Origin of the sequence: Caballeronia sp. AZ10_KS36 (assembly GCF_023631105.1) — a bacterium.
In the GTDB taxonomy this organism is placed as follows: Bacteria; Pseudomonadota; Gammaproteobacteria; order Burkholderiales; family Burkholderiaceae; genus Caballeronia.
Genome location: NZ_JALQDQ010000025.1, coordinates 67,734 through 79,663 on the forward strand (window position 1 = coordinate 67,734; position 11,930 = coordinate 79,663).

The 11,930-nt window shown below is 64.9% G+C and carries 10 protein-coding genes; 5 read left to right on the forward strand and 5 right to left on the reverse strand.

Going from position 1 to position 11,930, the window contains the following annotated elements:
- Positions 1–11 precede the first annotated feature (11 nt).
- The 3 genes from NCR35_RS15725 (at position 12) to NCR35_RS15735 (ending at position 3,079) form a co-directional block, all read left to right on the forward strand.
- Entirely contained in the window at positions 12–1,556 is a 1,545-nt protein-coding gene (locus tag NCR35_RS15725; protein WP_250535076.1) for a CoA-acylating methylmalonate-semialdehyde dehydrogenase, read from the forward strand.
- Positions 1,557–1,573: 17 nt separating this feature from the next.
- Complete coding sequence (gene mmsB, locus NCR35_RS15730) at positions 1,574–2,461, forward strand: 3-hydroxyisobutyrate dehydrogenase (RefSeq protein ID WP_250535077.1); 888 nt, start codon at positions 1,574–1,576, stop codon at positions 2,459–2,461.
- 306 nt (positions 2,462–2,767) lie between these two features.
- Positions 2,768–3,079: a hypothetical protein gene (locus tag NCR35_RS15735; RefSeq protein WP_350029207.1), complete on the forward strand. Its 312-nt coding sequence runs from the start codon at positions 2,768–2,770 to the stop codon at positions 3,077–3,079.
- An 82-nt stretch (positions 3,080–3,161) separates the two neighbouring features.
- Here NCR35_RS15735 and NCR35_RS15740 read toward each other — a convergent pair whose 3' ends face one another.
- The 4 genes from NCR35_RS15740 to glgC all read right to left on the reverse strand — a co-directional run bounded on the left by NCR35_RS15740 (position 3,162) and on the right by glgC (position 8,289).
- Positions 3,162–4,598 (reverse strand): dihydrolipoyl dehydrogenase, encoded by a 1,437-nt coding sequence (locus NCR35_RS15740; protein WP_250535078.1) that lies wholly within the window; start codon positions 4,596–4,598, stop codon positions 3,162–3,164.
- 7 nt (positions 4,599–4,605) lie between these two features.
- The gene (locus NCR35_RS15745) at positions 4,606–5,406 is read right to left on the reverse strand and encodes an SDR family oxidoreductase (RefSeq protein WP_250535079.1); all 801 of its coding nucleotides are present in this window, start codon (positions 5,404–5,406) and stop codon (positions 4,606–4,608) included.
- Between the two features lie 70 nt (positions 5,407–5,476).
- Entirely contained in the window at positions 5,477–6,940 is a 1,464-nt protein-coding gene (gene glgA, locus NCR35_RS15750) for a glycogen synthase GlgA (protein ID WP_250535080.1), read from the reverse strand.
- A 74-nt stretch (positions 6,941–7,014) separates the two neighbouring features.
- Positions 7,015–8,289 (reverse strand): glucose-1-phosphate adenylyltransferase, encoded by a 1,275-nt coding sequence (gene glgC, locus NCR35_RS15755; protein ID WP_244849340.1) that lies wholly within the window; start codon positions 8,287–8,289, stop codon positions 7,015–7,017.
- Positions 8,290–8,698: 409 nt separating this feature from the next.
- Between glgC and pdxY the strand changes: the two genes are divergently transcribed.
- On the forward strand, positions 8,699–9,580 hold the full coding sequence (gene pdxY, locus NCR35_RS15760) for a pyridoxal kinase PdxY (protein WP_250535081.1): 882 nt from the start codon (positions 8,699–8,701) through the stop codon (positions 9,578–9,580).
- A 1-nt stretch (position 9,581) separates the two neighbouring features.
- On the opposite strand, the gene NCR35_RS15765 is transcribed toward pdxY, so the two are convergent.
- The gene (locus NCR35_RS15765) at positions 9,582–10,061 is read right to left on the reverse strand and encodes a hypothetical protein (RefSeq protein ID WP_250500611.1); all 480 of its coding nucleotides are present in this window, start codon (positions 10,059–10,061) and stop codon (positions 9,582–9,584) included.
- A 570-nt stretch (positions 10,062–10,631) separates the two neighbouring features.
- Between NCR35_RS15765 and NCR35_RS15770 the strand changes: the two genes are divergently transcribed.
- Positions 10,632–11,864, forward strand: coding sequence for a hypothetical protein (locus NCR35_RS15770; RefSeq protein WP_250535082.1), 1,233 nt, complete (start codon positions 10,632–10,634; stop codon positions 11,862–11,864).
- The last annotated feature ends 66 nt before the right edge of the window (positions 11,865–11,930 follow it).

The following is an 11,930-nucleotide window of genomic DNA, read 5'->3' on the forward strand; positions in this document are numbered from 1 at the left end:
AGGAGTCATCCGTGAATATCGTTGCTGAACATCCGGCGCAGGGTGCGCGCCCCGGCGCGTCCGTGCGTACCGCCAAACTGCTGATCGACGGCGCGTTCGTCGAATCGAAAACGGGCGAATGGCGGGACATCGTCAATCCGGCGACGCAGGAAGTCGTCGGCCGCGTGCCGTTCGCGACGGCGGACGAGGTGAACGCCGCCGTCGCCGCCGCGCAGAAGGCGTTCGAAACGTGGCGCACGACGCCGCTCGGCACGCGCATGCGGCTCATGCTTCGCTTTCAGGACCTGATTCGCCAGAACATGAAGCGCATCGCGCAGACGCTGACCGCCGAGCAGGGCAAGACGCTCGCGGACGCGGAAGGCGACATCTTCCGCGGTCTCGAAGTGGTGGAGCACGCGTGCGGCATCGGCACGCTGCAAATGGGCGAGTTCGCGGAGAACGTCGCGGGCGGCGTCGACACGTACACGCTGCGCCAGCCGATCGGCGTCTGCGCCGGCATCACGCCGTTCAATTTTCCCGCGATGATCCCGCTCTGGATGTTCCCGATGGCGATTGTCTGCGGCAACACCTTCGTGCTGAAGCCGTCCGAACAGGACCCGCTTTCGACGATGGAACTGGTCGAACTGGCGATGGAAGCGGGCGTGCCGCCGGGCGTGCTCAACGTCGTCCATGGCGGCAAGGATGTCGTCGATGCGCTCTGCACGCATCCGGATATCAAGGCGGTGTCGTTCGTCGGCTCGACGGCGGTCGGCACGCACGTCTACAACCTCGCGAGCCAGCACGGCAAGCGCGTCCAGTCGATGATGGGCGCGAAGAATCACGCCGTCGTGCTGCCGGACGCGAACAAGGAGCAGACGCTCAACGCGCTGGCCGGCGCGGGTTTCGGCGCGGCGGGGCAGCGTTGCATGGCGACGTCGGTGGTCGTGCTCGTGGGCGCGTCGAAGGACTGGCTGCCGGATCTCGTCGAACGCGCGCGGTCGCTGAAGGTGAACGCGGGCACGGAGCCGGGCGCGGACTTGGGGCCCGTGGTCTCGCGCGCGGCGAAGGAGCGGATCCTCGGCCTGATCGCAAAGGGCGTGGAAGAGGGCGCGACGCTCGCGCTCGACGGCCGCGATATCACCGTGACCGGCTACGAGAACGGCAACTTCATCGGCCCGACCATTTTCTCGGACGTGACGACCGACATGGCCATCTACCAGACGGAGATTTTCGGGCCGGTGCTGTGCGTGCTCGAAGCAGCGACGCTCGACGACGCCATCGCGCTCGTCAACCGCAATCCGATGGGCAACGGCGTCGGTCTCTTCACGCAGAGCGGCGCGGCGGCGCGCAAGTTCCAGAGCGAGATCGACATCGGACAAGTGGGCATCAACATTCCGATTCCGGTGCCGGTGCCGTCGTTCAGCTTCACGGGTTCGCGCGGCTCCAAGCTCGGCGATCTCGGGCCGTACGGCAAGCAGGTCGTGCAGTTCTATACGCAGACGAAGACGGTCACGGCGCGCTGGTTCGACGACGCCACCGTGAACGACGGCGTCAACACGACCATTTCGCTCCGATAGCGACAAGGAGACACGCAATGCGAATCGGTTTTATCGGACTGGGCCACATGGGCGGCCCGATGGCCGCGAATCTGCTGAAGGCGGGGCACGCGGTGACGGCCTTCGATCTGTCGCCGTCCGCGCTCGACGCGGCCAAGGCGGCGGGCGCGACGCTCGCCAATTCGCCGCGCTCTGCGGCCGAAGGCGCGGAAGTCGTCATCACGATGCTGCCCGCTGCGCCGCACGTCAAAGCCGTCTATCTGAACGACGACGGCGTGCTGGCAGGCGTGAGCGCGGGCGTCCCGCTCATCGACAGCAGCACGATCGATCCGGCCACCGCGAAGGTCATCGGAGAAGCAGCGGCGGCGCACGGCAATCCCTTCGCGGATGCGCCGGTCTCGGGCGGCGTGGTCGGCGCGCAGGCGGGCACGCTGACCTTCATGGTCGGCGCGGACGAGGCGCTCTTCGAAACGCTGCGGCCGGTGCTCTCGGGCATGGGCAAGAATATGGTGCGCTGCGGCGAGACGGGCACCGGACAGATCGCGAAGATCTGCAACAACCTCCTGCTCGGCATTTCGATGATCGGCGTTGCCGAAGCGATGAAGCTCGGGGAGACGCTGGGCATCGATCCTTCGAAGCTGGCCGCGATCATCAACACGTCGACGGGGCGCTGCTGGAGTTCGGATACGTGTAATCCCTATCCGGGTATCGTCGAGACAGCGCCTGCATCGCGCGGTTATAGCGGCGGCTTCGGCGCCGACCTGATGCTGAAGGATCTCGGTCTTGCCGTCGATGCGGCGCGCGGCGCAAAGCAGCCGGTTTTCATGGGCGCAATCGCGCAGCAACTCTATCAATCGATGAGTCAGCAAGGTCTCGGCGGGCTCGATTTTTCGGGCATTATCAGGCTATACGGGAAGCGCGAGTGATTCAGTTCGGCACGCACGTGCGTGCCGAATGCGTTTGCCGGAATAACTGCTTTATTCAGTTGCACTGCACAATGCTTCGCGCTGTGGCTTACTGGGCGGAGTCATCGGGATTACGATGATTCGCTTTCCAAAAAAATGTCCTATTCTGGAAGCACGACGCGCGTGTGCCGTTCAGTTCCACACCAGGAGAAACGGTGTCGCGCGCGCCTCCGATGCAGGCGACGAGCCCGGTCTTTCGGGCGATCAGATGAGGAGCACGCGATGCAAGTTACACGTCATTTGAATATGGAACTCCGGCATGCCACGATGCCGACTTACGTAGCCAGCTATTTCTTTCCGTTGCTGCTTTTGGCATACGAAGCCTGGCGAGTGGGATCCTGGGTCGCGGTGAACGGCTTCAACTTCATGAACTTCAATGCGATGGGCTACGAGTTCGCGTTGATGATCGCCGTGTTCGCCATGCAGGTCATCGTGGAAATCGCGTTCCTCGCGGGTGCCGTGCTGACGCGCCATAAGGATGTCGGCCACCGGCTGGCGAATCTGCTGCTCGGACTGTTCTGCTCGATGGTCGTGCTCGGCTTCGACCTTGCGCTGCAATATGGGTTGAGCGGAAGCTGATTCGCGGCGCAGTTTTAGTCGTCACAAAGCAAAGGCCGGCTGTTCGACAGCCGGCCTTTGTCTTTTTCCGAAGCGCGTCGTACTAGCAGCCCGCCGCGCTGGTCAAGTTCGGCGGCTTGGCGGCGCGTTCGGCGTACCACTTCTCGCTTGCGTCGCGCAGCGCCGTGCGCAAGCCTTCCTCGACGACCGGGTGATAGAACGGCAGCTTCAGCGCGTCGTCGAGCGTCAGTTCGAGCTGGATCGCCCATGCGAGCAGATGGCCGACGTGCTCCAGCGCCGGCCCGCAGCCTTGCGCGCCGCGCAGCCGGCCGGTTTTCGCGTCGGCATAGACGTGCAGCAGGCCGCGGTTCTGGCGCATGACGCGGCTGCGTCCCTGCGTTTCGAACGACACCGCGCCCGTGACCGTCATCTGCTTGTCGAGCGATTCGTACGACGCGCCGACGATCACCACCTGCGGCTCGCAGAACACGATCGAGAACGGAATCTTGCGCTTCACCGGCTGCACGTCGGGGAAACGCGCGGCGTTCTCGCCGGCGAGCTTGCCTTCGTCGGCGGCATCCTGAAGCCACGGACGCGTGCCGTCGCAGTCGCCGGCGATGAAGATCGCGCTGTCGCCGCACTGCATCGTGGATTCGTCGAAGCGCGGCACGCCCTTCTCGTTCAGTTCGATGCGGGCGTGTTCCAGCAGGAGCGGCTTCAGATTCGGCGCGCGGCCCGTGGCGGCGAGCACGAGGTCGAACTGCTCGGTGCGCGTGGCGCCGTCGCGCGTTTTGAAGCGCAGCGTGGGCCGGCCGTCTTCTAAAGACATCTGTTCGATGTCGGCGTCCGAATCGAGATAAAACTCGTCGGCGAGCGCAGCCGTGAGCGCGTCGCGCACGGGCGTGTCGGAGAGCGCCGCCACGCTGCCGTTGTTGCCGAACATGAACACTTCCACCGAGAGTCTCGCGAGCGCCTGTCCCAGTTCGAGCGAAAGCGGCCCGGTGCCGAACACGGCCATGCGCCTGGGCAGCGTGCGCAGTTCGAAGAGATGGTCGCTCGTGATGAGCGTGTCGCCGAAGACTTTGAGCTCGTCGGGCACGCTCGCCGCCGCGCCCGTCGCGATGACGACGCTTTTCGCGTCGATCCGCGTGCGGTCGCCGACGAGAAGCCGCCCCGGCGCTTCGAAGCGCGCCTGTCCGCGCAGAACGGAGCCGTCCGGAAACGCTTCCGTTTCCTCGATCACGCCGCGTACGAAATGATCGCGCTCGCGGCGCACGTAGTCCATGACGCGCACCGAGTCCGCATCGAGCGCATGCGTGCCTTCAATGCCGCGCGCCGCGAGCGCACGCGCGTCGTGCAAACCGTTGGCGGCGGCGAGCAGCAGCTTCGACGGCATGCAGCCGACGCGCGCGCAGGTCGTCCCCAGTTCGCCGCTTTCGATCAGCACCGCCTTCGCGCCCGCATCGCGCGCCGAGCGAAACGCGGCCATGCCGGCCGTGCCCGCGCCGATCACGGCGACGTCCACTTTCACAGAGTTCATAGGCGAATCAGCCGTTGTCGGCGAAACCGGGATACAGCGTCATGCCGCCATCGACGAAAAGCGTCGTGCCGACGACGTAATCGCTGTCGTCGGACGCGAGCCAGACGGCGGCGCGGCCGATATCCTCGACCTCGCCGATCCGTCCGTACGGCACGAGCGTCAGCAGCCGGTCGAGCGCCTCCTTCGAATCCCACGCGTCCTCGTTGATCGGCGTGCGGATCGCGCCCGGCGCGATGGAATTGACGCGGATGCGCTGCGGCGCGACTTCCTGCGCGAGCGACTTCATCAGCATCTGGATGCCGCCCTTGGACGAAGCGTAGTTCACATGTCCCGCCCACGGAATCACTTCGTGCACGGAACTCATGCAGATAATCTTGCCGAGCGCCTTCGACACCGGCCGCGGTCCGCGCCGCACGAACTCGCGCACCGCGCGTTGCGCCGTCAGGAATTGCCCGGTCAGATTCGTGTCGATGACCTTGCGCCACTCGTCGAGCGTCATGTCGACGAACTTTGCGTCCTGCTGCAATCCCGAATTCGCGACGACGATATCCACGGTGCCGTAGCGCTTCACGACGGCGTCGAACATGGCGTCGACGGCCTTCTCGTCTGAAACGTCCGCGCCGACGGCGAACGCCTCGCCGCCGAGCGCGGCGACCTCGTCGGCGAGCTTCTCAGCCGGCTCCGCGTGCGAGTGATAGTTGATGGCGACGTGCGCGCCGGCGTCCGCCAGCGCCTTCGCGACGCCCGCGCCGATACCGGAACTGCCGCCGGTCACGAGCGCAATCTGGCCTGCGAGGGCTTTTTGCATGAGCCTTCCTGATGTCGGTTAATCCGATGGCAGGCGGCAGCAAGGTGCGCGCCCGACATGCGACGCATTCTCACGCGCCGATGAGTTGCCGGTAGACCTCGGCGTAGCGTTGCGCCGCCGTCTCCCAGCCGAAGTTCTGCGTCATCGCCCGTTTGACGACCGTCTTCCACTCGGTGCGCCGCGCCTTCAGCGCAAACGCGCGGCGGATCGAGGCGACCATGCCCGCGCGCTGGAATCGGTCGAAGACGAAGCCGGTGGCCGTGTCGTCCGCGAGATTTTCGAGCGAGCAATCGACGACCGTGTCCGCGAGGCCGCCCACGCAATGCACGAGCGGCAACGAGCCGTAAGCGAGCGCGTACAACTGCGTGAGCCCGCACGGTTCGAAACGCGAGGGCACCATCACGACGTCGCTGCCCGCGATGATCGAATGCGAGAGCGTTTCGTCGAAGCCGAGTTCGACCGCCACCGCGCCCGGATGCGCCGCCGCGGCGTTCTTGAGGCCGGTTTCGAGCGCCGGGTCGCCGGTGCCGAGCACGACGAGCTGCCCGCCGCGCTGCACGATCTCCGGCACCGCCGACAGCAGCAGATCGATGCCTTTCTGCTCCGTGAGCCGGCTGACGACGCCGAAGAGCAGCGCGTCGTCGTCGCGTTTCAGTCCCATGCGCTCCTGCAGCGCCGTCTTGCACTTGCTCTTGCCGGCGGGTTTGGCGGCGGAATAGCGCGTGGCGATGGCGTCGTCGATAGCAGGGCTCCAGATCGTATAGTCGACGCCGTTCAGAATGCCGCTGATGTCGTGCGTGCGCGTTTGTAGCAGGCCGTGCAGGCCCGCGCCCTGTGCTTGCGTCTGGATTTCGCGGGCGTAGGTCGGGCTGACAGTCGTGATGCGGTCCGCGTAGTACAGGCCGGCTTTGAGAAACGAAGTCTGGCCGTAGAACTCGACGCCTTCCACCGCGAAGAAATCGGCCGGCAATTGCAGCGCGCCGAACTGCGACGAGGGAAAGACGCCCTGATACGCGAGGTTGTGCACGGTCATCACGGTCGGCACGCGCGGCGCGCCGCCACGCTCGAACGCGCGCAGATACGCGGGCGCGAGACCCGCGTGCCAGTCGTGCGCATGGACGATATGCGGCCGCCACGCGGGGTCCGCGCCCGTCGCGATGCGCGCGGCGCTCCAGCCGAGGAGCGCGAAGCGGCGGTCGCTGTCGGCGTACGGCTTGTGCGACGCGTCCAGATACGGATTGCCCGGACGGTCATAGAACTGATCGGCGCGCACGACATAGACCACGACGCCGTGCGGCTGCAATACGCCGCGTTCCAGCCGCACGTCGCCGACGCCGAAGGCCGCGCCGAGACTCGTCACCGGCTGGATATCCGAAAGCCCGGCGATCACGGCCGGAAAGCCCGGAAGCACCACGCGCACGTCCGCGCCGAGTTGCGATTGCGCGGGCGGCAGCGCGCCGACCACATCGGCGAGACCGCCGGTTTTCAGAAGCGGAAACATCTCTGCTGCGACATGCAGCACGCATACGGTCATCGGCGCTCCCGTCGATTATGGGTTGACTTCGTTATCGGGCGAGCGGCGCGCCCGCCCCAGGCGTCGCTTCGCGATCAGCGCTCGGCGAGCCGCGCGAGCGCGTCGCGCGTGACGAGCGTGACGCCCGACTCCGTGCGGAAGAACCGCGCGGCGTCTTCTTCGGGATCCTCGCCGATCACGAGACCCTCGGGCACCGTGCAGCCGCGGTCGATCACCACGCGCTGCAAGCGGCAACTCGGCCCCACCGTCACCTGAGGCAACAAGACTGCCTCATTGATGTTACAGAACGAGTGCACGCGCACCGCCGACGAGAACACCGACTTCGACACCTGCGAGCCGGAGATCACGCAGCCGCCGCATACCAGCAGATTCGTGATCGCGCCTTGCTGGCCGTTCAGATCGCGCACGAACTTGCCGGGCGGCAACTGCTCCTGATTGGTCCAGATCGGCCACTTGCGGTCGTAGAGATCGAGTTGCGGAATGGTCGAGGCGAGGTCGAGATTCGCGGCCCAGTACGCGTCGACGGTGCCGACATCGCGCCAATAGGCGGGCGCGTTCGGATCGTTGTCGGACGTCACGCACGACATGCCGAACGGATGCGCGATCGCCCGGCCGCTCGTCACGACACGCGGGATGATGTCCTTGCCGAAATCGTGATCGGTGCTGGACGCGGCGATGTTCTCTTCGAGCAGGTGATACAGATACTTCGCGCTGAACACGTAGATGCCCATGCTCGCGAGCGCGACGTCCGGCTTGCCGGGCATGGCGGGCGGATCGGCGGGCTTTTCCAGGAACGCGGTGACGCGGCGGTTCTCGTCCACGTGCATCACGCCGAAGGCCGTCGCTTCCATGCGCGGCACCTCGATGCAGCCGACCGTGCAGTCCGCGCCGCTCTCGACGTGGTCGAGCACCATGCGCGTGTAGTCCATCTTGTAGACGTGATCGCCCGCGAGCACGATGATGAATTCCGGCGCGATCGACCGGATGATGTCGAGGTTCTGGAACACGGCGTCGGCCGTGCCGCGATACCAACTCGAATCGACGCGCTGCTGCGCCGGCCAGATGTCGATGAATTCGTTGAACTCGCCGCGCAGGAAACCCCAGCCGCGCTGAAGATGGCGCAACAGCGAGTGCGCCTTGTACTGCGTGACCACCGCAATGCGGCGAATGCCCGAGTTCAGGCAATTGGACAGCGCGAAGTCGATGATGCGATATTTGCCGCCGAAGTGGACGGCGGGCTTGACCCGCTTGTCCGTGAGCGGCCCGAGACGCGTGCCGCGACCGCCCGCGAGGACGATTGCGAGCGTGGACTTCTGCAAGTCGGTGCGATTCTTTGACGGCGTCTCCATGTCGGCTCCTGATTTTGACCTGCGTCTGTTGATGTCGTGTGGATGCTAGGCGGTGCTTCGATCCTCGAGGGTTGGCGGCCGCTGCGTCGGGCGGTGCGCGCGTTGATGTTCGTAGCATTATCGGCGCGCGTTCGAATCCTGCGGGGCTGGCGTTCGAATTTTTGTTGCCGGCAGGCATTGGTCGTCGAGCGCAGTGAGCAAGGCGCATTCCAGGACGCATGTCGCGATTAGCGGAGGGTGTGACGCGGCGGCGCTGTTGCATGCGCGCACTGGACAAAATGCGGCGCGGCAATTTATAACGACGACGCGATGCCGCGCGGGGCGTTCGGGCGGCACAATACACAATGGCCCGCCGAATCGACTTCGACCGCCGTCTCACTGCCTCCCTTGCCAGTCCGGAAATGACAACATGAACAATGTCCTGAGTATCCAGTCGCACGTCGTGTTCGGGCATGCGGGCAACAGCGCGGCGGTCTTTCCCATGCGGCGGCTCGGCGTGAACGTCTGGCCGCTCAACACGGTGCAGTTTTCCAATCACACGCAATACGGCCGCTGGACCGGCGGCGTGGTGGATGCCGAGGAACTGCAAAGCGTGATCGAAGGCATCGGCGCGATCGGCGTGCTCGCGCGCTGCAACGCGGTGCTCTCGGGTTATCTCGGCGCGACGGAGCAGGGCCGCGCGGTCATCGAGATCGTGAAGATGGTGAAGGCCGTGAATCCGCGCGCGCTTTACTTCTGCGACCCGGTAATGGGCGTGGAGGGCGGCTGCACGGTCGCGCCCGGCATCGAAGATTTCCTCGTCACGACGATGCCCGAAGTCGCCGATGGGATCATGCCCAATCACAACGAGCTGCAGAAGCTCACGGGCCGGACCATCGAGAACGTCGAAGAGGCGGTCGATGCGTGCCGCGAAGTCATCGCGCGAGGGCCGCGCATCGTGCTCGTCAAGCATCTGCTGGATCGAAACAGCCGCGCCGATACGTTCAATATGCTCGCGGTCAGCGCGAACGAGGCATGGTTCGCGCAGCGGCCGCTGTATCCGTTCGCGCGGCAGCCCGTCGGCGTCGGCGATCTGACGAGCGCGGTGTTCGTCGCGCGCACGCTGCTCGGCGATTCGTTGCGCAACGCGCTCGAACATACGCTCGCGGCGGTCAATGCCGTCGTGAGGGCCACCTACGAGGCAGGCCGCTACGAACTGGAGATCGTGGCGTCGCAAGACGAGATCGCGAAGCCGACCGACCGCTTTCCCGCCATTCGTGTGACCGGTAACGCGCCCGCCGCCGCTCGGTGAATCACGCGGCTGCCGCTGCCGCCATCGCCCTGAAGTTCTCGGGTGTAGCGAACGCCCGATACTCGGCCTGCATCTCGGGCGTGAGGAATTCGAGCATCGTGGCGTTCTCTATCCAGAACTCGATCACGTCGAAGAAATGGTCGCCGCGCGTGCAACGCACGGCGCGCCAGCCCTCGCGCTCGCCGATCGCCAGCACGTCGGCGGCGCTGCGCTGTGTCGCGATGGCCATATGGAACGCGCTGTATTGCGGCCGCTCGACCGTGCCCGCGCCGTAGCTCACGCTTGTCTCATGCCCGCCGCCGGGCGTGATCACCCGGTCGCTCGGATAGACCTCGATGATGCTGCCGCGCTCGTCGCCCGCGACGGCCATCCATGCATCGGGGAACGGAGAGAAGGGCGCGGCGAAGCCGTCCCAGAGTTCTGCGAGCACGTGCGCGACGTGCTTGGGATCGCGGGCGGGAATGGACGCGTGAAAGATCATGTGAGCACTCCGATAGAGAGCGGGGCGGTTGCATGAGGCAATGCGCGTGGATGCTTTCACGCGGCGCCAGTAAGTGTCAATTAGCGTTAGCCGCGACATTGCGGATTAATACTTTGTTTTGTCTTCCGAATTCTTTTTGTCTTGTCATTTGAATGACTAATTGCCGCGCGATAACCACGAACATTCATTAGCCCGACAAATTCACTTGCGGCAATTAGGCTTGAACGTTACGCTTCGTTCCACCAGCGATTTACCCATTCGCAGGTACACGTTTCTCTATTGCTCAGAACTCTTGAGCATTACAAAAGCGCCCGTCAGGGCGTGATTCTGTGGCCAGTGCATGTGTCGGGCTTATTCGACCGCTTGCAAAAGCCATATAGGCAAAACTTGCGCGCATGAGACCAGCGCCTCCGAGCAAAACACGCGTTTTGCCCGGTTTCATGTCGTTCGCGAAGTTTTGTTGATGCTCGATTCACGCAGAAGGCATGCATGCGCATGTCATCGCGGAGCGTTGTGCGCCTGAAAACGCATGCCGCAACGAATTTATTTAACGATAGGCGGAGTTGAGACATGGAAGGAAAACATACTCAGTGGATTAGCGCCCTTGCTTCGGCAGCCGCGTTGGTTTTACTTGCCGGTTGCGGCGGCGGTGGCGGCGGCACCAGTTCTAACGGAACGGGCACGACCACGACGACGAGTTCGGGCGCAAGTTCGCCGACGGGCGCAAGTGCGCCGAGCGGCGCCAGCTCGACCGGTTCCACCAACGTGACGCCGACGCTCGCCGCTGCGACGCAAGTCCTCGACGGCACGGCTCTTGGCACGGCGCAATGGGCGAGCGGCTCGACCGCGAGCGGCGGCACGGGCCAGCAGGTGAGCAGCCTGAACTGCGCGGTCGCGGGCAATACCTACAGCTACTCGCACCTGTCCATCTATCAGAACGGCAAGCTGCTGGCGCTGCCCGCGGGTATCGGCACTGTCGCGCCGACCATGGCGTTGCAGACCGGCTGCGTCTATCCGGTGCATACCGACGACAACACCGGCAAGATCCGCATGGATGAAACGAGCAATGCGTCGTACACGCTCGGCCAGTTCTTCGCCGTGTGGGGGCAGCCGCTTTCCTCGACGAACGTCGCGGGTATCACGGGGCCGGTCACCGCATGGGTAAACACGGGCGGCGCGCTTCAGAAGTACACGGGCGATCTCGCCAGTCTCGTCCTGCCGCAGCACGGCGAAGTGACGCTTGCCATCGGCACGCCGCCTGCGCAGATTCCGACCTATACGTGGATCGATCCGCCCGCGTTCAACAACACTCCGGTCACGCTGACGTACGGCGGCGTAGTCGGCGATACGGCCGCGTGGCCGGCGGGCGGCACGGCGACGGGCGCACCGATCGACGGCGTCACCTGCGCTGCGGGCATGGCCGAGACGTTCCACGTCCACGCGCACGTCGCGATCATCCGGGACGGTCAGTGGCTGCAATTCCCGAAGCAGATCGGCATTCCGGGAAGCTGCAACTACGAGATGCACACGCATGACCAGACCGGCATCATCCATATCGAAACGCCGAACGTGAAGACCTACACGCTCGGGCAGTTGTTCGACATCTGGGGCCAGCCGCTGACCACGACGAACGTCGCGGGCATCCAGGGCAACGTCGTGGTCTACATCAACGACAACGGCGACTCCCGGCGTTACCTGGGCGACCCGCGCGATATCGTGCTGACCTCGCATCGCGATATCACTTTCCAGATCGGCTCGCCGGTCAGCGCGCTGCCCACGTACTCGTGGTATGAGCCGCAATAAGCGCAAGCGATAAGCGTCGCCGGAAACGGCGTCGGGACAGGCGGGCGGCGTTCGGTGAACGCCGCC

Coding starts and splice junctions, on each gene's coding strand:
- mmsB (WP_250535077.1), top strand. CDS start 1,574: ATGCGAATCGGTTTTATCGGACTGGGCCACATGGGCGGCCCGATGGCC.
- NCR35_RS15735 (WP_350029207.1), top strand. CDS start 2,768: ATGCCGACTTACGTAGCCAGCTATTTCTTTCCGTTGCTGCTTTTGGCA.
- NCR35_RS15740 (WP_250535078.1), bottom strand. CDS start 4,598: ATGAACTCTGTGAAAGTGGACGTCGCCGTGATCGGCGCGGGCACGGCC.
- NCR35_RS15745 (WP_250535079.1), bottom strand. CDS start 5,406: ATGCAAAAAGCCCTCGCAGGCCAGATTGCGCTCGTGACCGGCGGCAGT.
- glgA (WP_250535080.1), bottom strand. CDS start 6,940: ATGACCGTATGCGTGCTGCATGTCGCAGCAGAGATGTTTCCGCTTCTG.
- glgC (WP_244849340.1), bottom strand. CDS start 8,289: ATGGAGACGCCGTCAAAGAATCGCACCGACTTGCAGAAGTCCACGCTC.
- pdxY (WP_250535081.1), top strand. CDS start 8,699: ATGAACAATGTCCTGAGTATCCAGTCGCACGTCGTGTTCGGGCATGCG.
- NCR35_RS15765 (WP_250500611.1), bottom strand. CDS start 10,061: ATGATCTTTCACGCGTCCATTCCCGCCCGCGATCCCAAGCACGTCGCG.
- NCR35_RS15770 (WP_250535082.1), top strand. CDS start 10,632: ATGGAAGGAAAACATACTCAGTGGATTAGCGCCCTTGCTTCGGCAGCC.